The organism is Luteibacter sp. 329MFSha, assembly GCF_900111665.1.
Taxonomy (GTDB): Bacteria; Pseudomonadota; Gammaproteobacteria; order Xanthomonadales; family Rhodanobacteraceae; genus Luteibacter.
On record NZ_FOJE01000001.1, the window covers coordinates 1,188,601 to 1,210,923 of the forward strand.

At 67.4% G+C, this 22,323-nt stretch carries 18 protein-coding genes; 15 read left to right on the forward strand and 3 right to left on the reverse strand.

Annotated elements, in window-relative coordinates; all coding sequences use genetic code 11:
- Positions 1-137: 137 nt before the first annotated feature.
- The 9 genes from BMW54_RS05255 to BMW54_RS05295 are packed head-to-tail and all read left to right on the forward strand — an operon-like array spanning position 138 to position 11,175.
- The gene (locus tag BMW54_RS05255) at positions 138-2,327 is read left to right on the forward strand and encodes a polysaccharide biosynthesis tyrosine autokinase (RefSeq protein ID WP_090053543.1); all 2,190 of its coding nucleotides are present in this window, start codon (positions 138-140) and stop codon (positions 2,325-2,327) included.
- A gap of 38 nt (positions 2,328-2,365) precedes the next feature.
- Positions 2,366-3,598, forward strand: a complete 1,233-nt coding sequence (gene wcaK, locus BMW54_RS05260) for a colanic acid biosynthesis pyruvyl transferase WcaK (protein ID WP_090053544.1) — start codon at positions 2,366-2,368, stop codon at positions 3,596-3,598.
- 2 nt (positions 3,599-3,600) lie between these two features.
- Entirely contained in the window at positions 3,601-4,848 is a 1,248-nt protein-coding gene (locus tag BMW54_RS05265) for a glycosyltransferase (protein ID WP_090053545.1), read from the forward strand.
- Positions 4,845-6,272, forward strand: coding sequence for an MOP flippase family protein (locus BMW54_RS05270; protein ID WP_090053547.1), 1,428 nt, complete (start codon positions 4,845-4,847; stop codon positions 6,270-6,272). Before BMW54_RS05265 ends, BMW54_RS05270 begins: the two co-directional genes overlap by 4 nt.
- Positions 6,273-6,297: 25 nt before the next feature.
- Positions 6,298-7,185: a glycosyltransferase family 2 protein gene (locus BMW54_RS05275; protein WP_175472770.1), complete on the forward strand. Its 888-nt coding sequence runs from the start codon at positions 6,298-6,300 to the stop codon at positions 7,183-7,185.
- A gap of 41 nt (positions 7,186-7,226) precedes the next feature.
- A complete protein-coding gene (locus BMW54_RS05280) occupies positions 7,227-8,390 on the forward strand; it encodes an O-antigen ligase family protein (RefSeq protein WP_175472771.1) in 1,164 nt (387 codons plus the stop codon).
- Entirely contained in the window at positions 8,383-8,892 is a 510-nt protein-coding gene (locus BMW54_RS05285) for a serine O-acetyltransferase (RefSeq protein ID WP_090053550.1), read from the forward strand. The genes BMW54_RS05280 and BMW54_RS05285 overlap by 8 nt, the downstream gene beginning before the upstream one ends.
- The gene (locus BMW54_RS05290; protein ID WP_090053552.1) at positions 8,889-9,710 is read left to right on the forward strand and encodes a glycosyltransferase family 2 protein; all 822 of its coding nucleotides are present in this window, start codon (positions 8,889-8,891) and stop codon (positions 9,708-9,710) included. The genes BMW54_RS05285 and BMW54_RS05290 overlap by 4 nt, the downstream gene beginning before the upstream one ends.
- Positions 9,711-9,714: 4 nt before the next feature.
- Positions 9,715-11,175 carry a right-handed parallel beta-helix repeat-containing protein gene (locus BMW54_RS05295; protein WP_090053553.1) on the forward strand — a complete coding sequence of 487 codons (1,461 nt, stop codon included), beginning with the start codon at positions 9,715-9,717 and terminating at the stop codon, positions 11,173-11,175.
- Between the two features lie 502 nt (positions 11,176-11,677).
- On the opposite strand, the gene BMW54_RS05300 is transcribed toward BMW54_RS05295, so the two are convergent.
- The 3 genes from BMW54_RS05300 to BMW54_RS05310 form a co-directional block, all read right to left on the reverse strand.
- Positions 11,678-12,838, reverse strand: a complete 1,161-nt coding sequence (locus tag BMW54_RS05300; RefSeq protein WP_254779242.1) for an acyltransferase family protein — start codon at positions 12,836-12,838, stop codon at positions 11,678-11,680.
- Positions 12,839-12,840: 2 nt separating this feature from the next.
- Positions 12,841-13,818: a UDP-glucose 4-epimerase GalE gene (galE, locus tag BMW54_RS05305; RefSeq protein ID WP_090053556.1), complete on the reverse strand. Its 978-nt coding sequence runs from the start codon at positions 13,816-13,818 to the stop codon at positions 12,841-12,843.
- Between the two features lie 64 nt (positions 13,819-13,882).
- Positions 13,883-15,331 carry an undecaprenyl-phosphate glucose phosphotransferase gene (locus tag BMW54_RS05310; RefSeq protein WP_090053558.1) on the reverse strand — a complete coding sequence of 483 codons (1,449 nt, stop codon included), beginning with the start codon at positions 15,329-15,331 and terminating at the stop codon, positions 13,883-13,885.
- A 395-nt stretch (positions 15,332-15,726) separates the two neighbouring features.
- Between BMW54_RS05310 and BMW54_RS18455 the strand changes: the two genes are divergently transcribed.
- From BMW54_RS18455 to BMW54_RS05340, 6 genes are all read left to right on the forward strand, one after another.
- Positions 15,727-16,059, forward strand: a complete 333-nt coding sequence (locus BMW54_RS18455) for a hypothetical protein (RefSeq protein ID WP_139206039.1) — start codon at positions 15,727-15,729, stop codon at positions 16,057-16,059.
- A 130-nt stretch (positions 16,060-16,189) separates the two neighbouring features.
- On the forward strand, positions 16,190-17,305 hold the full coding sequence (locus tag BMW54_RS05320; RefSeq protein WP_254779078.1) for a polysaccharide biosynthesis/export family protein: 1,116 nt from the start codon (positions 16,190-16,192) through the stop codon (positions 17,303-17,305).
- 44 nt (positions 17,306-17,349) lie between these two features.
- Positions 17,350-18,687, forward strand: coding sequence for a UDP-glucose dehydrogenase family protein (locus BMW54_RS05325; RefSeq protein WP_090053560.1), 1,338 nt, complete (start codon positions 17,350-17,352; stop codon positions 18,685-18,687).
- 52 nt (positions 18,688-18,739) lie between these two features.
- A complete protein-coding gene (locus tag BMW54_RS05330; RefSeq protein WP_254779081.1) occupies positions 18,740-19,369 on the forward strand; it encodes a YjbF family lipoprotein in 630 nt (209 codons plus the stop codon).
- Positions 19,366-20,148: a capsule biosynthesis GfcC family protein gene (locus BMW54_RS05335; RefSeq protein WP_090053564.1), complete on the forward strand. Its 783-nt coding sequence runs from the start codon at positions 19,366-19,368 to the stop codon at positions 20,146-20,148. Before BMW54_RS05330 ends, BMW54_RS05335 begins: the two co-directional genes overlap by 4 nt.
- Entirely contained in the window at positions 20,139-22,319 is a 2,181-nt protein-coding gene (locus tag BMW54_RS05340; RefSeq protein ID WP_090053566.1) for a YjbH domain-containing protein, read from the forward strand. The genes BMW54_RS05335 and BMW54_RS05340 overlap by 10 nt, the downstream gene beginning before the upstream one ends.
- Positions 22,320-22,323: the final 4 nt, after the last annotated feature.

Below are 22,323 nucleotides of genomic sequence, written 5' to 3' on the forward strand. Positions count from 1 at the left end.
GCGCGACGCACGGATACGGCTGCGCGGACCTCATGAAACAAGGGATTTCGAGCATGAAGAAGGCTTCCCCACCCATTCAGGCTCGCCCCGATATAAACGTCTAGACGTCCATTCATTCATTGGAAACACGCTGCCGCATGACGACGAAGATCGATCCCGCTCATGACGACGACACCATCGACCTCAATGCGTTGTTCGGCACGTTGCTGGATCACAAGTGGCTGATCGTCGCCATCACCGCCGCCTTCTTCGTGGCCGGCGTGCTGTACACGGTATTCGCCACGCCGATCTATCAGGCCACCGCGGTGGTGCAGGTCGAGCAGAAGACGCCGAGCCTTCCGGGCCTGAGCGACCTCACGCAGTCGCTCGGCACCACGGGCTCGCAGGCGACGACGGAAATCGCCCTGCTGACCTCGCGCCTGGTGATCGGCCAGGCCGTCGAGAAGCTGCATCTCGACATCACGGCGCAGCCCCATCGCTTCCCCCTGATCGGCGACTACCTCTCGCGTGGCCGTAAGCCGGGCCAGCTGGCGCCGCCGCGCTTCGGACTGAACCGCTATGGCTGGGGTGGCGAAATCCTCGACATCTACAAGCTCGATCTTCCCGACTCCCTGACCGGTCGCAAGCTGGAGCTGCGCGCCGAGGAGGGCAAGCGCTACGCGCTCTACGACGACGACGGCAAGCGCATCCTCGAGGGCGCGGTCGGCGAATTGGTGCGCACGGGCGGCGTCACCATGCAGGTGAGGCAGCTGGTGGCCAACCCGGGCACGCGCTTCGACATCGTCGAGCAGCCGACGCTTTCGACGATCGGCCGCCTGCAGGGCGATGTCATCGCGCAGGAGCAAGGCAACGATTCCGGCATCATCGGGCTCACGTACAACAACGCCGATCCCGATCTAGCCCAGCAGGTGCTGACGCAGATTTCCACCGCGTACGTGCGCCAGAACGTGGAGCGCAACTCGGCGGAGGCCGCCAGCCAGCTGCAGTTCGTCAAGGAGCAGCTGCCGAAGGTGCGTCAGGAGCTCGATCGTGCGCAGGCGGCGATGAACGCGTTCCAGACGCGCTCGCACGCGGTCGACCTGAGCATGCAGACCAAGGGCCTGCTCGACCAGATCGTGGCGGTGGAGAACAACATCCAGCAGCTGCACCTGCAGGAGGCCGACATCGATCGGCGCTTCACGCACGATCACCCGGCGTACAAGGCGCTGCAGCAGCAGATGGGCCAGCTGCAGTCGCAGAAGGAGCAGATGCAGAAGCAGATCGGCGACCTGCCCGACACGCAGCAGCAGTTGCTCAAGCTCAACCGCGACGTCCAGGTCAGCTCCACGACCTACACCAGCCTGCTCAACCAGGCCCAGCAGCTGGACATCGCGCGGGCGGGAACCGTCGGCAACGTCCGCATCGTGGATTCGGCCGCGGTGGACCGCAACCAGCCCGTGCAGCCGCGCAAGGCACTGGTCGTGCTGGTCGCGACCTTCCTCGGCGGATTCCTCGCGCTGGCCTTCGTGTTCCTGAAGCAGATCCTCAACCGTGGCGTGGAAGACCCGGCGGTGATCGAGGACCTCGGCCTGCCGGTGTACGCGTCCGTGCCCCTCAGTGCCGGTCAGAGCGCCCGGTCCATCCGTTCGAAGCGCGGCCACGGCGCACGCGGTCAGCTGCTCGCCGTCGGCGACCCCGCCGACCTCGCCGTCGAAGCGATCCGCAGCCTGCGCACCAGCCTGCACTTCGCCCGTCTCGAGGCGAAGAACAACATCCTCATGATCACGGGCTCGAGCCCGTTCGCCGGCAAGACCTTCGTCTCGGCAAACCTCGCGGCCGTGATCGCCCAGGCCGGGCAGCGGGTGCTGCTCGTCGACGGCGACATGCGCCGGGGCACGCTGCATCAGCTGCTCGGCACCGACGCGGCGCATGGCATGTCGGACATCCTCGTCGGCGCCGCGACGATCGAGGACGTGCGCCGCCAGGGTCCCCTCCCGAACATCGACTTCATCAGCCGGGGGCGCGTGCCGCCGAATCCGTCCGAGCTGCTGATGCACGAGAACTTCACCCGCTTCATCGAGACCGTGGTGCCCGCGTACGACCTCGTCATCATCGACACGCCGCCGATCCTCGCGGTGACCGACGCGGCCGTGATCGGACACCACGCCGGTACCAGCCTGCTGGTCGCACGCTTCGGACTGAACAAGGCGCGCGAGCTGGCGCTGGCGAAACAGCGGTTCGAGCAGAACGGCGTGATGCTCAAGGGCGCCATCTTCAACGCCGTGGAACGGCGCACCTCCGGCTATTCGACCTACGCGTACTACAAGTACAAGGCCGACCCGGCCTGATCCGTCCCCGTCCAGGGGCAACGCACGAATCGAGCACTATGGCGCGCATCCTCATCATCGGTAACCACACCTGCGGCAACCGCGGCGACTGCGCGATCCTGCGCGGTCTCCTGCAATGCCTGGAAGACGCGCTGCCGCAAAGCGCCATCGACGTGACGAGCCGTTTTCCCGTCAGCTCCGCGTGGCTGCTCGGCCGCGAGCTCCAGCCCGATCCGCTCAACGCCTATTACCACGAGCAGGGCCGCAAGCGCTTCGGATCGCTGCGCGCGAGGCTCCTGCGCCGCATCGTGCCGCGCCTCCTGTTCGGGCACCTGCGCCGCGCCTGGTGGTCGCGCCTGATCCCCCTGCCCGCGCGCCACCGCAACTACATCGCCTCGCTCGCCGCGTACGACCTGGTGATCCAGGTCGGAGGCTCGTTCTTCGTGGACCTCTACGGGCCAACGCAGTACGACCAGTCCATCTGCGCGATGCTCGCGGGCCGACCGGTCTATATGATCGGCCACAGCGTCGGCCCGTTCGACCACGCGTTCTTCCGGCGGATGTCGCAGGACATCCTCGGGCGCGTGAACGCCCTCGCCCTGCGCGAGGAGGTCAGCGTCAATCACATGCGCAAGGCCGGGATTCCCGAGGACAGGATCCGCTGGGCCTCGGACACCGCGTGGCTGGTGAACCCGGGGGATCCCGTGCCGGTCGACGACGCCCGGCCCACCGTGGCGGTGACCTTCCGCGAGCTCGCCCCGTTCGACAAGCGCCTCGGTGTGACGCAGACGCAGTACGAGGAGGCGTTCGCCCGCCTGCTCGACGATGTCATCGACGCGGGCTACCGCGTGGCCGCCTACTCGACGTGCACGGCGATCGACGGCTATCCGAAGGACGACCGCATGATCGCGCTGAAGGTGCGTGCGCGCCTGCGCCGCCCGGAATCGTTCCACGTGGAAATGGACGAGCTCAACGACGTCGAACTCGGTCGGCGTCTCGGTGCCTGCGTGCTGACGATCGCCACGCGCCTGCACAGCGCGATCATCTCGATGAACTTCGGCACGCCCGCCGTGGCTCTGAACTACGAACACAAGTCGGAAGGCGTGATGAAGCGCCTGGGCGTCGACGAACTCGCCATGCCGGTGCCCGCCCTGCTCGATGGCTCGCTGCGCAGCAAGGTGCTCGCGCTGCTGGACGACGACGCCTTGCGGCCGCGCGTCGCCGCGGCGGTGGTCCGCGAGAAGGCCTTCGCACGCGAAGCCGTGCTGGCCACCCTGGCCATAGGAGCGTGAGCATGCGCGTCCTGTTCGTGCTGCCGGAGTTCCCGCGCTATTCGGAGACCTTCGTCATCGACCAGATCGTCGGCCTGCTGGATCGCGGCTTCGACGTGCGCATCCTCGCGGTGAGCCGGGGACAGACGCCCACGCCGGGCGACATCGTCTCCACGCGCGGCCTGATGGAACGCGCGACCTTCATCTTCCCGCGCGCGGCCAGCAGCTCCCGCGGCTGGCAGATCCTGTTGCAGCGACTACGCCAGGTGGTGCCGGGCCTCGGCCGCGCACGCGTGCGCCGCGCGCTGTCGATCCGCCGCTATGGCCACGCCGCGAAGACGCTCGTCCTGGCGGGTGCCGCGCGACGGCTGTCGACACCGATCCGCGCCGACGCAATCGTCGCGCACTTCGGTCCCACGGGCGTGGTGGCCGCCAACCTGCGTGCGCTGGGTCTGATCGAAGGGCCCCTTTTCACGGTGTTCCACGGCTACGACCTGTCCCAGCACGGCGTGCTCGCCCGCCATGCGGAGGATTATCGGCGCCTGTTCGCCAGCGGCGAACGCATGCTTCCGATCAGCGAACGCTGGGCCCGCAAGCTCGCGACGCTGGGATGCGACACCGCGAAGATCCACGTCCACCGCATGGGCGTCGACCTCGACAGCTTCCCGTTCCGCGCGCCCGCCGCGCAGGCGGAGCCGGCAGCACGACCGCTGCGCGTGGTCAGCGTCGCTCGGCTGGTCGAGAAGAAGGGAGTCACCTATCTCTGCGAGGCCATGGCCCTGCTCGCGGCTCGCGGCGTGCCTGCCGAACTCGAGGTCGTCGGCGATGGTCCGCTGCAGCCGTCCCTCGAACGCTTCGTCGCCGAGCGCGCGCTCGGCGGTCGCGTCTTCCTCCGCGGGCGTCGTGACAAGGCGTACGTGCAGGCCGCGCTCGCCAGCGCCGACGTGTTCGCGTTGCCGAGCGTCACCGCGGCGGATGGCGATCAGGAAGGTATTCCCGTGTCGCTGATGGAAGCGATGGCCAGCGGGGTGCCCTGCCTCTCCACCCTCCATAGCGGCATCCCCGAACTGATCGAACACGGGCGTTCGGGCTGGCTTGTGCCCGAACGCGACGCTGTGGCGCTCGCCGATACGCTCGAAGCCATCCAGCGAGGCGACTTCGACGTCGCCTCCATCGCCCACCGCGCGCGCCTCACGGTGGAGGCGAACTTCGACCAGCAGCGGCTGCACGACCAGCTCGCCATCCGGCTGGGCATGGAGGCGCACGCATGACGACGTCGGCACGCCGCGACGCGATGTGGACCGCGGGCTCCACCGTGGTTAGCGCCGCGAGCCAGCTGCTGCAGATCGCCGTGCTCGCGCATCACGTGGATGCGCACCTGCTCGGCGCGCTGGCGATCGTGAACGTCGTCAACGCGGTGGCGACGCTGCTGCAGGACATGGGCCTGAGCAGCTACCTCATCCATCGGCAGGACATCACGCGTCCCGAACGCACGTCGCTGTTCTACATCAGCGTGGGCCTCGGACTCGTCTCGGCCGCCGTGCTGCTCGGCCTGTCCTGGCCGGTCGCCGCGTTCTACGGGTCCGACGAGCTCGGCGGACTGCTGCGGCTGTCCACCGTCAACTTCGTGCTGCTCGGCGTCGCCGCGCAGTACCAGGCGAGCCTGATCAAGTCGTTCCGCCTGCCGAAGCTAGCCCGCATCGAGGTGATCGGAAGGCTCTCGGGCCTGGCCACGCTGCTCGTCCTCGTGCTGGGCTACGGCGCCTCGATCGAGGCGGCCGTCTACGCGATGATCGTGAACAGCCTCGTGCGGCTGCTCTGCTTCCTTGCCGTCGCCGAGCGCGACTGGCACCCGGGCGCGGCGTTCGATCGCGGCATCGTGCGGCAGGCCCTTCGCTACGGCGCCTTCCAGCTCGGCTCGCAGGTCATCAACCAGCTTCGCAGCCAGGCGGACCAGATCATCCTGGGCAAGTTCCTCGGGCTCGCGTCGCTCGGCGTCTACTCGCTGGCGAAGGAACTGGTGCTGCAGCCGACCAAGCTGATCATGCCGGTGGTCCAGCGACTCGCGCTGCCGCGGCTCGCCACGCGGCAAAAGGATCCGGAAGGCCTCCGGCAGATGTACCTCACCGGTCTGCGCGGCGTGGCCGTGTTCAGTGCCTGCGTCTTCATCATGCTGGCCGTGTTCGCCCCCTTCGCCGTGACCATCCTCTATGGCGAGCGCTACGCGGGTGTCTCGGCGCTGATCCCGCTGATGCTCCTGTTCGGCATGCTGCGGCCGCTCGGCTCGCTGATCGGCGCCCTCAGCCAGAGCCTCGGCCGATCGGACGTCGAGTTCGTCTGGAACCTCAAGATCTGCGGCATCACCCTCGCGCTGAGCATCGCGGGCGCGCTCTCCCGGTCGCTGGAGATCATGGCGGTGGCGCTGGCCGCCAGCCAGCTGGTGTCGACGGTGCTCTCCTACTATTTCTTCTCGTCGAAGATCATCCGGATCAGCGCCGGCGAGTTCTTCCGGTCGTGGGTCGTCGAGACCTTCGTCCCTTACGCCTTCCTCATGCTCGCCGTGGCGCTCTACCCCGGCGAGAGCTGGAAGGCCAGCGTGGTACGCCTCGTGATCGTCACGCCGCCGCTGCTGTGGGTGGTCTGGCGCAGCCGCGACACCTTTCTCCACCGCCCCGTGCAAGCCGTGGGCGCCTGACATGCATCCGACCGAGTCCGCAGGCATGAACTCCACGACGACACCGCTGGTCAGCGTCTACATCCCGACCCGGAACCGGTCCGCCCTGCTGCGCCGGGCGATCGACTCGGTGCTGGCGCAGACCTGGCCGGCCGTCGAGATCCTGGTCTGCGACGAAGCCTCCACCGACGATACGCCCGAGGTGATGGCCGACTACGACCGCATGTTCCCGGGCCGCTTCACCTACCTGCGGAACGACACGCCGCAAGGCGCCTGCCGGGCGCGCAACCGCTGCATCGAGCACGCCCGCGGGCACTACGTGACCGGCCTGGACGACGACGACCTGTTCCATCCGCAGCGCATCCAGTGCCTGGTCGAGCTCTACGAACGGCACAAGCCGTCGTTCGCCTGCACGCGCTTCCGTTACTTCGAGGACGAGGCGCGCATCGCACCCTTGCTCGCACGACGTTATGACGGGGCCGAGCGGGCCGCGGCGGATGACCTCACCCTCCCCGCGCTGCTTTACTCGAACCTCGCCGGCAACCAGGTGCTCACCGAGCTGTCGCGGATGCTCGAGCTCGGCGGCTTCGACGAATCCATGCCGTCCTGGCAGGACTACGACATGTGGATCCGGCTCGCGGACCGCTTCGGTACGGCGGTGCGCTCGCGCCACGTGCTCTCGTTCGTCGACGACGACCGCTCGCGCGCCCGCATCCGCAATTCGTCCCGCCGCGCCGAGGGCAGCGCGCGCTTCCTCGCCAAGCACGGCAACCTGATGAACGCGGACCAGCGTCGCAACCACCGCAACATCCAGTACGTGATGAACAAGGAGCGGCCGCCCCTCCTGGACATCGTGCGCAACGTGAGCCTCGGCGGTTACAAGTCGACCGTGAAAGTGCTGGTGCACAAGTTCTTCGGCGTGGCGATCGGCTGACCATGGTGATCAACCGGACACGTGCCGCGGCGGTATCGCTGATGGCCATGATCTTCGTGCAGGTGCCCCTGTCGCACAGCACGTCGAGCAAGTCGCACGTGAACGTCTACCACCTGCTGCTGCTTCTGTTTCCGCTGCTTTATCTGCCTGCCGCGCGATATCTGAAGGTGAATCCGGCCACCGCGTTCATCGGCACCATGATCGCCACCTCGGCCGCGGCGGGCGCCACGTACGGCGGTGGCCTCCGTTCCACGCTGCTGGTGTTCGTCGCGTCCTCGTACTTCCTGGGCGTCGTCTTCGGACGCAAGCTCCCGGAGATGGACCTGCGCCGGATCTTCATCTGGGTGCTCGGCTGCTGCATCACCTTCCTGCTCGTCCGCGACGCCGTGTACGCGGGTCAGCTCGGGGCCGTCTACGCCCGCAGCGAGGGGGCGTCGAGCATCCTCTACATGTCGACGGGTGGCCGCAACATCGAGGCCAGCCTGCTCGCCCTGCTTTCGATCCTGATGCTCGGCACCCGCGCCTATCCGATCGCGGCGGGCATCGCCCTCCTCACCAGCGGCATGATGCTCTCGCGCGCGGGCCTGATCGGCACCGCGATCTCCATCGGCATCGCCGCGTACCGCGCGCGCAAGACGCGCGACTATTATTTCTACACGTTCCTCGGCGTCGCCGTGGGCGTCCTGCTCGTCGGCCTCGTGGTCTCCTCGGTGATCGACGTGCCCATCCTCGATCGCTTCAACCTGCAGGCCGAGACCCAGCTCGCGCACAAGAACGTCGGTCGCCTCGCGCTGTGGAACACCGCCGGCCTCGCGCTCGACCACAACCTGCTCGGCTATGGCGTCGGCAACGGCGTGCCAATGATGGAAGAGCTCTCGGGGCTCACCTTCGTCGAGAACAACGTCCACAACATCTACCTGCAGTTCCTGCTCGAAGGCGGTGTCCAGTCGCTGCTGCTGTTCCTCGTCATGGTGGGGCAGATCCTGCTGACGCGAACCGAGGGCCAGCAGAGCAACATCAAGGCCTTCCTGCTCTGTTACCTCATCCTCGCGTTCATAGAGTTCAGCGGTTACGAAGCCTACCTGTGGTTCTTCGTCGGCATGTTCTACGCGCGCGGCGAGCGGCGCCGCGCCGAGAAGCGCGCCGAGGCCAGGGCCGCCCGGGACGCCGCGCCGACCACCCTTCCGGAACCCTCCCATGCTTGACGACTTCCGCGCCGACGTCCGCCGGCTCAAGGCACAGCCCGGCTACCGGGGCATCGCATGGTGGATGCTCGATCAGTCGTTCTGGGTGATCCTGACCTACCGTCTGCTGTCGACCGCGCGCGGCACGCCGCTGCACGCACCCGTCCGCGTGCTCGAGAAGATCGCGGAATTCGTCTTCAAGTGCTACCTGCCGACCACCGCGACCATCGGACCGGGCCTGGTGATCTGGCATGCCTTCGGCATCATCGTGAACGGGAAGACGCGCATCGGCGCGAACTGCACGCTCTACGCGCGCGTCTGCATCGGTAACCGCTGGCCCGGCGACGGCACGCCCGTGATCGGGGACAACGTCACCATCGGCACCGGGGCCTGCATCTTCGGCCCCGTCGTCATCCCCGACCATTACGTGGTGAAGGCCAACGCGGTGATCACGCCCTCGTCGTTCGCCCGTCCCACCGATCGTCCACCCCACACCGAGCCTTCCACTGGAGCAGCGTCATGAGCGAGGCAGCCGTTCGACTGTCCATCATCATCATCACCTGGAACGAACTGGGCAATCTCCAGCGTTGCCTGAACTCGTTGATGGACAAGGTGGATTTCGATCGCGACGAGGTGATCGTCGTCGACAACGGATCGACGGACGGCAGCGCCGAGTTCGTCGCGACGCTGCCGCAGGTGCGCTACTTCCCCCTCGAACGGAACTTCGGCGTCGGCCCGGCGCGCAACCGCGGCCTCTTCCTCGCGCGCGGCAAGTACTGCATGACGCTCGACAACGACACCATCTTCCTGACGCCGGACCCCGGCACCATCGTGGAGCAGTTCTTCCGCGAGCACCCGGACGCCGGGGTCGTCGGCTTCCAGCTGCTCAACGTCGACCGCACGCGGCAGGACTCCACCCGCCGATTCCCGCGGTTCTACCAGCCCATCGCCGCGCGCATCCCCTTCACTCGCAAGCTCGGATTCGTCCGTCGCGAACTGGAGCGCCACCTGATGCTCGACACGCGCTTCGACGACGGTAGCGATCCGCTCGAGGTCGACTACGTGCTGGGTGCGAACCAGACGTTCACCAAGGCCGTGGGCGCCCTGCTGATGGGCTACGACGACCGGATCTTCTTCGGGCCGGAGGACGCCGAGTTCTGCGTCCGCACCCATAAGCTCGGCCTGCGCAATTTCTACAGCCGCCGCATCTCGATCGTGCACGACTACAAGCGGCGGACGCGCAAGTTCTCGAAGCTCACGATCAAGCACCTGGCCGGGTTCGCGTACATGCTGCGCAAGCATGGCGGCGTGTACCGTTACTCGCTGAGCGAGCGGCGGTAGTCCCATGCGGCGACGCGCGTTTCTCGGTCACGCCCTCCTCGGCACCGGCGCGCTCGCCGTGCTGCCGACGTCTGCACTCGCGGCACCGGACGGCTCACGCTACTACGTCGACGCCAGCTCCGGCGACGACGCCCACGATGGCCGGGGACCCGGCACGGCGTGGCGCACACTGGAGCGCGTGAACCGGCAGCGTTTCGCGCCCGGCGATACGCTGTTGTTCCGCCGCGGCGGCGATTACCCGGGCGTGTTCCACCCGACGGGGTCGGGACGCGCCGGCGCGCCCATCGTCGTCGATGCCTACGGGGATGGCGAGGCGCCCCACCTGCACGCGGACGGGGTCTCGCCGGCCACGGTGCGGCTCGAGAACGTCGAGTACTGGACCCTCCGTCATCTGGCGGTGTCCAACAAAGGCCCGCAGGCCGGGCCCCGACGCACGGGGGTGCACCTGCTGCACCACGACTTCGGCACGGTGCACGGCATCGTCCTCGAAGGCTTGCACGTGCACGACGTCAACGGCTCGCCGATCAAGAAAGACGGCGGCGGGAGCGCGATCCTCGTGGAAGCCGGCGGCAAGCAGCGGCCCACGCATCACGAAGGCCTGACCATCGCCGACAACGTCATCGAACGCAGCCAGCGCGACGGCATCCTGTTCCTCGGCGCGGGCAGTCGCGCGGCGGGACTGGCGATGGGCGTCGTGGTGCGCGGCAACCGGATCAGCGAGGTGCCCGGCGACTGCATCCTCGTCAAGGGCTGCCGGGGAGCGCTCGTCGAACGCAACACGGTCGGCCGGTGCGGTCCGCTGCCCCGTGGCGAAGCCGCGGCGGGCATATGGCCGTTCGACTGCGACGACACGCTGATCCAGTACAACGAGGTCAGCGATCACCGCGCCTATGCGGACGGTCAGGGCTTCGACGCCGACTTCCACTGCCGGAACACGATCATCCAGTACAACTACAGCCACGACAACGCCGGCGGCATGGCGCTCGTGTGCAACGACGGCCGGGACGCCGGCGGCATCGGCAACGTGGGGACGATCGTGCGCTTCAACGTCAGCATCAACGACGGGCTTCGCAGCAGCGGCAGCGCGGCGCTGCGGATCTCCGGTCCCGTGACCGGTGCCCGCATCTACAACAACATCATCATCATTCCCGAGAAGAAGGCGGGCGTCGAAGTGACGGCGTTCCGCGCGACGAGCTGGAAGGGCGTGCCGGACGACACCGCGATCCACGACAACATCGTGATGGCCTTCCGCGATCCCGCCATGGACATGCGGTTGGCCACACGCACGTCGATGGCCGGCAACCAGATCGTCGCCGAAGGAACGCATCCGCAGGCCCGCGCGATGCTGGGACGCGTCGGCTCCAAACGCCCCACGCTCGCGCAGGTCAACGCGCTGGTGAAAGCCTGCTTCGCCGACGGCAAGCCCGTCGCGAACGCCGCGGACGTGATCGCGAAACTCGTCTGAACGTGAGGCACCTCGGGGACCGGGGACGTGGGTCCCGGCGTGCGCCGGGACGACGTGAGGGCACATCGACACCACGACGCACGTCCGGACGACATGAGCGCACACCGTCACCCCGGTGTACGCCGGGGTCCACGGCGAGGCGATCGGTTTTCGCCGGCGGTCGCGGCGAAGCCGCCGGTACACGAGCCGCGTAGCGGCTGACCGATACTCGTGTGGTACGAGGCGCCCTCGCGAACCGGGGACGTGGGTCCCGGCGTGCGCCGGGACGACGTGAGGGCACATCGACACCACGACGCACGTCCGGACGCATGAGCGCACACCGTCACCCCGGCGTACGCCGGGGTCCACGGCGAGGCGATCGGTTTTCGCCGGCGGTCGCGGCGAAGCCGCCGGTACACGAGCCGCGTAGCGGCTGACCGATACTCGTGTGGTGCGAGGCACCCTCGCGGACCGGGGACGTGGGTCCCGGCGTGCGCCGGGACGACGGGCCCCCGCCTCCGACTCACGTCGTCGCAGCGACCGTCCGTGCCTTCAGCGACTGGATGATTCGCTTGCCCATCGCCTGCCCCGGCACCTCGACGAATCGGTAGGTCAGCGTCGCGAGAACCACCGTCCCCGCCAGCGCGATGACGACCGTCGCGAGAAAGTAGGCATCCGGCGACAGCCTGTCGCCGGCATGGACCGCCGCCAGCAGCTTGCGCGCCACCTGCAGCATGAAGAAGTGGACGAGGTACCCGCTGAAGCTGATCTTGCCGATGTGGCGCAGCGGGGCATTCACCAGCCAGCGGTACGGCGAACGGTGCAGGCAGAGCGTGGTCAACGCGAAGGCCGCTCCATAGGCGAACACCGCGCGCGGATCGTCCGTCCACTGCGGGACGACGAGCAGCACCGCCGCGGCGACCGCGAACCACGCCGCGTTGGCCGCGCGGCTTCCGCCGTGGAAGAACGCGGTCAACCCCCCCGCCCGGTCGAAGAGCACGAAATACGCGCAGATGCCGAACAGGAAGATCGGCAGCTGGTTCGGCAACCATACGAACGCATAGCGGGCCCACAGGTCCGCGTCGTCGATGGGCGGATGCGCGAGCAAGGGCTCCCACGCCACGAGGTCGATCGCGAGAACGATCAGCAACGCCATCCACGCCGCCCGGAACGAACGCAGGGCGAGGAACACGAGCGGGAAGACGATGTAGAACGACATCTCCACGCCGATCGACCAGCCTCCCGGGACGACATCGTTGGCGCCCAGGAGCCAGGCGGGGTTCCACCCGTTGGTGAACGTCAGCGTCCCCAGCACGGTACCGATCCCGGGGAGCGCGTGCCCCTTGAGGATCACCGGCGCCAGGCAATACGCGGCGAACGCGAGGTAGAACATGGGCGCGATGCGGAACACACGCCGGATGTAGAAATTGACCCAGGGCTCGGACTCGCCCGAACGCTTGCGCGCGGATAGGAACAGCGTCAACGCGCTGATCACGAAGAACAGCTGGACACCCCGCGCGCCCTGCTCCGCGTAACGGCTGAGCCACGGCGACAGCGCCGCGTCACGCCCCATCGCCTGGTAGATCTCGACGTTGCGCTGCGCGTGGCTCACCAGCACGCCGATGATCGCGACGCCGCGCAGGGCGTCGATGTAATCGAGCTGGACCTTCGGCGCGGCCTGCACGGTCAATAACGCGGCTGCAGGTGCCAGTGCCAGGCACTGGCGAGGATGTCGTCGAGCAACGCGACGTGCGGTTTCCAGCCGAGCGTCTCGCGAGCCCGGGCGCTGGAGGCGACGAGCGTGGCCGGGTCGCCCGGCCGCCGCTCGGCGAACTCGTGCGGCACCGGCCGCGACGTGACGCGCGCGGCGGCGGCGATCACCTCGCGAACGCTGAAGCCTTCGCCGTTGCCCAGGTTGAAGGTGTACGCGCCGGGATTCTCGTCGAGGTACTCCACGGCCAGCAGATGCGCCGAGGCGAGGTCGTTCACGTGCACGTAGTCGCGGACGCAGGTGCCGTCGCGCGTGTCGTAATCGTCGCCGAAGACCTTCAGCCCCGGTCCGTGTCCGAGAACCGCCTTGAGCAGGTTCGGAATCAGGTGAGTCTCGGGGTTGTGCGCCTCGCCGATCGTCGCCGACGGGTCCGCGCCGGCGGCGTTGAAGTAGCGCAGCGCCACCGAGCTGAGCCCATAAGCCTTGTACGCATCCGCGAGCACGCGCTCGATCATGAGCTTGCTCTGGCCGTAGGGATTGATCGGATCGGTCGGATGCGTCTCGTCGATCGCGTCGGACCTCGGGTGGCCGAAAACCGCCGCCGTGGACGAGAACACCAGCTTGTCGATCTTCACCTCGCGCATCGCGGCGAGCAGAACGAGCGTGTTGCCGACGTTGTTCCGGTAGTACTGGTAGGGGTCCACCACCGACTCGCCGACCAGCGATCGGGCGCAGAAGTGCATCACGGCGTCGAAGCGATGCGTCGCGAAGAGGCGCCAGAGCGTGACCGCGTCGCCGATGTCGCCGTGGACGAACGGCACGTCGTCGGGCACCGCTTCGCGGTGCCCCGTCGACAGATCGTCGAAGACGACGACCTCGTGTCCAGCCTGAATCAGGTATCGCACCATGTGCGAACCCACATAGCCCGCACCGCCACAGATGAGAAACTTCAATCGATACCTCGTAACACGGGAAAGTGGGATCGCCGCCCTGCCAGGCGGTCCTTTTTTTCGTCTGTCAGGCGGACTCCTCGCTCGCGCTGGCCGCACCCGAGGCCGCCTGCGCCACCGGCTTGAGCGGTGCGGCAGCGGGCGCCTCGGTATGCACGAAACCCTTGAAGATGGTCAGGAAGATGATCCGCAGGTCGAACGCGAGCGACCAGTTGTTGATGTAGTACAGGTCGTACTCGATGCGCTTGACCAGATCGGTGTCGCCACGCCAGCCGTTGATCTGCGCCCACCCGGTGATGCCCGCCTTGACCAGGTGCTTGTGCATGTAACCGGCGATCTCGCCCTTGAACTTCTCGACGAACATCGGACGCTCCGGACGCGGGCCGACGATCGACATGTCGCCGCGCAGGACGTTCAGGAATTGCGGAAGCTCATCGAGGCTCGTGCCGCGGATGAACTTGCCGAAGCGCGTGTTGGTCTTGTTCGTGGCGTTGCCCCACTGCACCGCGCCGCCCTTCTCCACATCCACGGGCATCGAACGGAATTTCAGCATCTCGAATTCTTTGCCGTCGAGGCCGACGCGCCGCTGACGGTAGAGGATCGGCCCCGGGCTGGACAGCTTCACGCCAATGGCGAGCGCGACCATGACCGGGCTGATCATCAGGAGGATGATGCCGGCGATCACGCGGTCCTCGATGGCCTTGAGTATCCAGGCATGCCCATGGAGAGGACTCTCGCGCAGCGTCACGACGGGGACGCCGCCGCAATCTTCCATGCGATGGTTGATGAGCTGGCGACCCAGCATGTCGGGCACGAACTTCACCGCCGTCACGCGCTCGTCCATGCGGTCGAGTACGTAGCTGATCGCACGATGCGCGCTGACGGGCAAGGCGACCAGCACCTGGTCCCATTCCCCGCGGTCGAGGATCTCGTCGAGGTTCTGCAGCGAGCCGGCAAGCGGGACGCCATGGGGTACACCGGTGTCGCACGCCGTGCGGACGTATGCGGTGATGCACATGCCATGCCCGGGATTGGCCGCGGCCTGGCGAGCGAGATGGATGCCCGAGTCGGTCGCACCGATCAGCAGGCAGCGATGCATGCCGATGCCGCGACGGCGCAGATACCACAGCGTAAGCACGGCCGCCTGGCGCACCACCGCCATGAAGGCGAGGCCAAGGAAGAACGTGAGCGATACCCATCCACGCGAGAAGAGGTCGCTGACCTTGAGCAGATAACCCAGTGCGATCAGTGTCGCGAAACCGACCGACCACGATGCTGCGATGCGCAAATACTGGCTAAATGAATGCTCGCCTAACGGTTTTTCGTAGGCGCGGAAGGCGACGGATGCCGTGAGCGACGCCAGCACCAGGATCACGAGCGCCACCGCGTAAAGGCTGCTCATCCGCAGCGTGTCGAAGCGGATCAGATAGGCGAGATAAGCGGCCGCGATCATCCCCAGCGGATCGCTGGCACGGAGCTCGAGGTCCAATAAAGCATTGAATCTGGACAACTGCATGACAGGTACCTTCCGCGTGAGCGAGATGTGCCGGCGAAACCGGCAGGCCTAGGTACGTGCCCCCTGTGGAGCCGTTTCCGTCCCATCCATCGGACGTACTTCGGTCCAACACGCTTCCGACCGCGTCCGCGAGAGCGACGGACACAGGCTTTTACGATCGCAAGATTCCACAGCGACGATCCATGCTGCATCGCGGGGAAAAACGGGGCAATCCACGCTCCGGCTTTTTGCGAGTCGTGTCACAAAAAGAGTCTTCTGGTTCTCACGTTCAGCTGTTTGCCTTGACCGTCGCGCTATGTATGACGGTGAATGTCCCATGCGACACGCACGTCGCGACGCATTCACCTTCGCGCACCGTCATCGCGCTTCGCCCCACTCCACAGGAGAACACGCCCGTGAGACGTCTACTCATCGCATGCGCCATTCTTGCCGTCGCCGTTCCCGCGATCGCCCAGTCACAACGTGCCGCGGGACAGAACGCCGCCGCATCGGAAAACCCCGAAAACACGAACGCTCCGCGCGTCGCGACGCCGCGGCAGGCCCGTCAGGCCGCGCAGGGCGCGCTCACGCCGGCCCGCGTCGCACCTGGCACGGCGGCCGTCGCGGCGGCGGCCGGCGCCACGGCCAACGACACCAATGGCACCGGTAACGACGGCACCGGCGGTACCGGGGGCACGGGAGGCACGGGCGGAACCGGCGGCACCGGCGGGACGGGCGGAACCCACTGAAGACATCGTATATCGGCGTCTGGACGTCTAGATGTCCACGCATGTTCCCAAGCCATTAATGCACGATCGGTTTAAGTACGTCGCTGGCCCCCGAGCCACACGGCGCCTCGACTGAAGGATCCCGTACACGATGAAGTTCCTGCCGACCCTCGGTCTGGCCGGGTGCTGTCTTTTGTTGCAAGCATGCATCCTCGCACCCGGCCAGCACATGAAACGCGCCGAGCTGAACGACAGGGAGAGCGCCACCGGAAGCCGCTACCAGCTCGTTCCGATCACCCCGAAGCTGATCGCGATGGATCGTGCCACCGCGTCGACGCCCACTGTCGACCCCGTGCTCACGTCGTACCGGCCCGATGAATACCGCATCGGTCCCGGCGATTCGCTCTACATCACCGTCTGGGAGCATCCGGAACTCACCTCGCCGGCGGGTTCGCAGCAGCAGACGGCGGCCAACGGGCGCCTCGTGCGTCCCGACGGCACGCTTTTCTATCCCTACGTCGGCCTGCTCCATGCAGCGGGGCTCAGCGTGGAGGAACTGCGCGTGGCCATTACCGACCGGCTCACGAAGTACATCGAGAAACCGCAGGTCGACATCAGCGTGGTCAACTTCGCGAGCCAGAAGGTGACGCTCGGCGGCGCCTTCGTGAAGACCGATCCGCAGGACATCACCGTGACGCCGCTGACGCTCGCGCAGGCGGTCGGCACGGCCGGTATCAACGCGCAGCTCGCCGATCTGTCCGATGTGACGCTGCGCCGCGACAACCACGAATACCACCTCGATCTCGACGCCCTCTCGCATTCGCCGCAGGGCACGCAGGACATCTATCTCAAGGGCGGCGACAGCATCTACCTGCCGTACAACGATCGCCACGAGGCGTACGTGATCGGCGAGGTGTTGCGTCCCCAGGCGATCGCGTTCAAGACCAGCGACCTCAGCCTGACCCAGGCGCTCGGCCGCGCCGGCGGTCTCAATCAGACCAGCGCCAGCGGCAAGTCGGTCTATGTGATCCGCGGCGTGGAGGACATGGAGAAGGCGCCGGCCACGATCTACCAGCTGGACAACACGTCGCCGTCCGCGTTCGCCGTGGCGGCGCAGTTCGCCGTGAAGCCCGGCGACGTCGTCTTCGTCGGGCCCGCGGGCATCACGCGCTGGAACCGCTTCATCAGCCAGTTGCTGCCCTTGTCCGGGCTGATCAGCAACGCCGCGAACGCACAGTACAACCTGGACCGCGATCGCCAGCTGTAAGCGCGCGCTCCTCTTCCGTTCTTCCAAATCGACAGGCGACACAGATGAAGGTCACTATCTTCGGCACCGGCTACGTGGGATTGGTCACGGGCGCCTGCCTCGCGGAAATGGGCAACCACGTCGTATGCGTGGACGTGGACCAGGCCAAGGTGGACGGCCTGCGCAAGGGGGTGATCCCCATCTACGAGCCGGGCCTCGAGCCCATCGTCAAGCGCAACCACGCGTCGGGACGGCTCGACTTCACCACCGATCCGGCACCGGCCATCGCGCATGGCGACGTCATCTTCATCGCGGTGGGAACGCCGCCGGACGAGGACGGCAGCGCCGACATGAAGTACGTGCTGAGCGTGGCGCGCACCATCGGCGAACACCTCGACCGTTACGCGGTGGTGGTGAACAAGTCGACGGTACCCGTCGGCACGGCCGACCGTGTCCGCGAGACGATCGGCGGCGTGCTCCGCGGGCGCGGCGCGGACGTGGAATTCGACGTGGTGTCGAATCCGGAATTCCTGAAGGAAGGCGACGCCGTCGAGGACTGCCTGCGTCCCGACCGCGTCGTGGTCGGTGCGTCCAGCGAGCGTGCGGTGGCGATCCTGCGCAAGCTCTACGCCCCCTTCAACCGCAACCACGATCGCATGGTCGTGATGGACGAACGTTCGGCGGAGCTCACCAAGTACGCGGCGAACGCGATGCTCGCGACGAAGATCAGCTTCATGAACGAGATCGCGAACATCGCCGAGCGCGTGGGCGCCGACGTGGAGCTCGTGCGGCAGGGCATCGGCTCGGATCCGCGCATCGGTTACCACTTCATCTACCCCGGTGCCGGCTACGGCGGTTCGTGCTTCCCCAAGGACGTGCAGGCCCTCGAGCGCATCGCGCGCGGCAGCGGCTATCACGCGCGCCTGCTCGGCTCGGTCGAAGCGGTCAACGGCGACCAGAAGACGCGGCTCTTCGAGCAGGTGTTGCGACACTTCGGCGGCGACATCGCCGGCAAGACGATCGCGCTGTGGGGCCTCGCTTTCAAGCCGAACACCGACGACATGCGCGAGGCGCCTAGCCGGCGACTGATGGAAGCGCTCTGGCAGGCGGGTGCGAAGGTGCGTGCTTTCGATCCGGAGGCGCGCGCGGAAGCGACGCGCATCTACGGCGAGCGCCACGACCTCGTGCTCTGCGACGGCGCGTACGAGGCGCTGCAGGGCGCCGACGTCCTGGTGCTCGTGACCGAATGGAAGGCCTTCCGCAGCCCCGACTTCGCGCGTATCGCCACGACGCTCGCCACGCCGGCGATCTTCGATGGGCGAAACCTGTACGACCCCGCCGTCGTCGAAGAAGCCGGCATCGCGTACTACGGCATCGGGCGCGGCCGCTCGTTGCAGCGCTGAGCGGCGGGTGTCGATGACGCTCACGGCGCAGGCGCGCTGGTCCGGAGCTCTGGTGCTTGCCACGCTCGCACTCGCGGGCTGTTCCTCGGTGCCGCGCGGCAGCCTCGAGGCCGTGCGGCTGGCCGTGCATGGTGAATCCGTGCACCCCACCGCCGCGTCCGTCGCCTCGACACCGTACTACCAGATGCAGGTCGACGGCCCCGACGGCGGAGCGGTGCTTATCCTCGCCAGCACGGACGGTGGCCGCCTCGGCTGGTATGGCTCGGGCAAGGACATCGTGTTCACGCGCGACGGCCTCGTGGTGAAGACGGTTGGCCTGTCGCAAGACCTGGAAAGCTCCACGTTCATCGGCGACGATCCCTTCCACGCGGGCCTGCAGAAGCTCGCGGGCCCGCGCGACGCGCAGCGACGCCTCGACTGGACGCCCGGCTACCGCTACGGCCTCGTCGCGCACTCCCACCTCGAGCCGCGCGGGATCGAGCAGGTCGAGATCCTGGGAACGGTGCACGCGCTGCGCCGTGTGGACGAGACCCTGACCGTGACCGACGCGGGGACGACGCTGCACAACCGCTACTGGATCGATCCCGCGGATGGCTTCATCTGGAAAAGCCGGCAGTACGTTGCGCCCGGCCTTCCGCTGGAGCTGACGCAGCTGCGCCCCTATCGGGTCGCGACGCCATGAGGATCGCCGGGTTCCTCGTGCTCGCGATGTTCGCGATGGTACCGGCACTGTCCGCGCAGACGATCGACGTCTCGACGCGCGGTGCCGTGTCGCACCCAGGCACCGCAGCATACCCCGCTACCGCGCGGCTCTCCGACGTCACCGACGCGTCGGGCGTCTCGCCCGACGCCTACACGCTGGGCGCGGCGTGGCTGCAACCGGCGTTGCATACGGACCAGGTGCGCCTGAAGGCCGGCGTGCTCTTCGAACTCGGGGCGATCCACCGCAAGGCCATGGCGGAAGGTGACGACGAACTCGCGCTGCGCAGCGCCGCGTTCCAGTCCTGGCTCTCGGCACTGCCGGTGACGGACCGCCGCGCCGGCAGCGTGCTCGACCCGGCGCGCCTCGCCGTCTCGCCGGCGGACGACCGGCCCGTGCACGCGGGCGATACGCTGGTCTTCCCTCCCCGTCCCGGCGACGTACGGATCGTGGGCGCGGTGGCGAAGGCGTGCCGTGTCCCGCATGTACCGATGCGCGACGCGCGACGATACCTTGCCGATTGTCCCGTATCGAGGGCAGCCGATCGCGATGCGATCTACGTGATCCAGCCCGACGGTGCCGTGTTCGAACAGGAGGTCGCGCTGTGGAACCGCGACGATCCCCGCCCGCTCGCGCCGGGAGCGTGGATCTACGTGCCGTTCGACCATCGCAAGATCGCCGGCGCGGCGGAGGACGATTTCAACCGCGACGTCGCCGATTTCATCGCCACGCAGCTGCTGGACGGTGACGGATGGCGTTGAGGCGTTTCCCGCGATGGCGCCCGCGTGGCGGGTGGCGCGGCTGCTGTCGCGCCGGGCTCGTGCTGTGGGCAGGCGGTGCCGCCGCGGTCGGGGCGCAGGACGCGTACACGCAGAGCGACTTCGGCGGCGTGGGCCTGTTGCAGACCCCCACCGCGCGCATGGCGCAAGAAGGCGAGTTCAGCTTCGTGCTCAGTCGCACGACGCCTTACACGAACTACAACGTGTCGATGCAGCCGCTCCCGTGGCTGGAGGGCTCGTTCCGCTACACCAACGTGAGCAACCGGCTCTACGGTCCGCGCTCACTCAGCGGCAGCCAGACGTACAAGGACAAGTCGATCGACGCCAAGGTGCGGCTCTGGCAGGAGTCGCGATGGATCCCCGCCGTCGCCGTGGGCGCGCGCGACGTGGGCGGTACCGGCCTGTTCTCGAGCGAATACGTGGTGGCGAGCAAGCGCGCCGGCCCGTTCGATTTCAGCCTCGGCCTCGCCTGGGGCTACATCGGCGCGCGCGGCGACATCCGCAATCCGCTCGGCTACCTCGACGACCGCTTCGACGTTCGCCCGAGCGGCGGGACCGGCACCGGCAAGTTCAGCACGAACAAATTCCTCCGCGGTCGCCCCGGCTTCTTCGGCGGCATCGAATACCGTTCGCCGTGGGAGTGGCTGCGCCTGAAGGCCGAACTCGACGGCAACGACTACCGGCACCAGCCGCAGAACAACAACCAGCCACAGCGCTGGCCCGTGAATCTCGGCGCGGTGTTCCGGATCAACCGCAACGTCGATCTCACGCTCGGCTACGAACGTGGCGAAATCGCCACCGCTGCCATCAACCTCCATTCGAACCTGGCCCGACACGTCGACCCGCCGAAGGTCTACGACCCGAAGCCGGAGGCCGTGGCGTTCACCTCGACGCCCGTGGATGCCGCACAGATAGGTGCGGCGGAGCCTGCGAGGCGCGCGCCGAAGGACGTCGATTGGGGCGAGATGGCACGCGCGCTGAGCAGCAACGCCGGCATCGACGTGAGCCGTATCGGCCGCCGCGGGCAGGAACTCGTCATCCACGGCGAGCAGCGGCGCTTCTTCTATTCGGCCGAGGGCGTGGGCCGCGCGACGCGTATCGTCGACAACCGCGTGGACGACAGCATCGGCTGGCTCACCGTGTCGAGCGAGCGCGATGGCCTGGCCACCCTGGAAACCAGCGTGCACCGCCCGCGCTTCATCGAGCTGCTCGATCATCGCCTCGACCTCCAGGACTTCCGGCGCAGCGTCGAGCAGAACCCGATCACGCCGCGCGAGGAGGAGACGCTCTACTTGTCCCCCCTGAAGCGGTTCAACGGCGGCGTGGCGCTGGGTTACCAGCAGAACGTCGGCGGTCCCGACGCGTTCGTGCTCTACCAGGTCTACGCCGCGGCGTCGGGAACGTTCAACTTCAGTCGCAACCTGTGGCTCGATGGCGTGCTGGCCGTGAACCTGGCCAACAACTACGACAAGTTCCGCTACGACGCGCCGAGCGCACTGCCGCGGGTCCGCACCAACCTTCGCCAGTACCTGACCAGCTCCGACGTCACGCTGCCGAACTTCCAGCTCACGGGCACGCGCAAACTGGGCAGCGATCTCTACGGCCTGGCGTATGCGGGCATGCTCGAGAGCATGTACGCCGGCGCGGGCGGCGAAGTGCTTTACCGTCCCTTCGGCGAGCGGTGGGCGATCGGCGCGGACCTCAACTGGGTGAAGCAGCGCGGCTTCCGGCAGGATTTCGCGCTGCGCAGGTACCACACGATCACGGGCCAGGCCACCGGCTACCTCGACACCGGCTTCCAGCACGTCACGCTCGCGGTCAGCGTCGGCCGGTATCTGGCGGGCGACTGGGGCACGACCATCGACGTGTCCCGCCAGTTCTCCAACGGCACGCGCATGGGCGCGTATGCGACGATCACGAACAAATCGGGCAGCCGTGGCTACGGCGAAGGCAGCTTCGACAAGGGCATCTACGTATCGGTCCCGTTCGACCTCCTGCTTCCCCACTCTTCGCGCAGCCGCGCGACCCTCCTCTGGCAGCCCCTGATCCGCGACGGTGGCGCGCGCCTCAACAAGCGCTACACCCTTTACACGCTCACCAACGACCTGGACACCAATCTCTTCGACAAGAACCTTGGCAAGATCGCGGAATGACGCT

Excerpts from the sequence above, each read along its gene's own strand:
- BMW54_RS05280 (WP_175472771.1), top strand. The coding sequence starts at position 7,227 with ATGGCCATGATCTTCGTGCAGGTGCCCCTGTCGCACAGCACGTCGAGC.
- wcaK (WP_090053544.1), top strand. The coding sequence starts at position 2,366 with ATGGCGCGCATCCTCATCATCGGTAACCACACCTGCGGCAACCGCGGC.
- BMW54_RS05310 (WP_090053558.1), bottom strand. The coding sequence starts at position 15,331 with ATGCAGTTGTCCAGATTCAATGCTTTATTGGACCTCGAGCTCCGTGCC.
- BMW54_RS05275 (WP_175472770.1), top strand. The coding sequence starts at position 6,298 with ATGAACTCCACGACGACACCGCTGGTCAGCGTCTACATCCCGACCCGG.
- BMW54_RS05295 (WP_090053553.1), top strand. The coding sequence starts at position 9,715 with ATGCGGCGACGCGCGTTTCTCGGTCACGCCCTCCTCGGCACCGGCGCG.
- BMW54_RS05265 (WP_090053545.1), top strand. The coding sequence starts at position 3,601 with ATGCGCGTCCTGTTCGTGCTGCCGGAGTTCCCGCGCTATTCGGAGACC.
- BMW54_RS05290 (WP_090053552.1), top strand. The coding sequence starts at position 8,889 with ATGAGCGAGGCAGCCGTTCGACTGTCCATCATCATCATCACCTGGAAC.
- BMW54_RS05325 (WP_090053560.1), top strand. The coding sequence starts at position 17,350 with ATGAAGGTCACTATCTTCGGCACCGGCTACGTGGGATTGGTCACGGGC.
- BMW54_RS05340 (WP_090053566.1), top strand. The coding sequence starts at position 20,139 with ATGGCGTTGAGGCGTTTCCCGCGATGGCGCCCGCGTGGCGGGTGGCGC.
- BMW54_RS05335 (WP_090053564.1), top strand. The coding sequence starts at position 19,366 with ATGAGGATCGCCGGGTTCCTCGTGCTCGCGATGTTCGCGATGGTACCG.
- BMW54_RS05285 (WP_090053550.1), top strand. The coding sequence starts at position 8,383 with ATGCTTGACGACTTCCGCGCCGACGTCCGCCGGCTCAAGGCACAGCCC.
- BMW54_RS05320 (WP_254779078.1), top strand. The coding sequence starts at position 16,190 with ATGAAGTTCCTGCCGACCCTCGGTCTGGCCGGGTGCTGTCTTTTGTTG.
- BMW54_RS05270 (WP_090053547.1), top strand. The coding sequence starts at position 4,845 with ATGACGACGTCGGCACGCCGCGACGCGATGTGGACCGCGGGCTCCACC.
- BMW54_RS05255 (WP_090053543.1), top strand. The coding sequence starts at position 138 with ATGACGACGAAGATCGATCCCGCTCATGACGACGACACCATCGACCTC.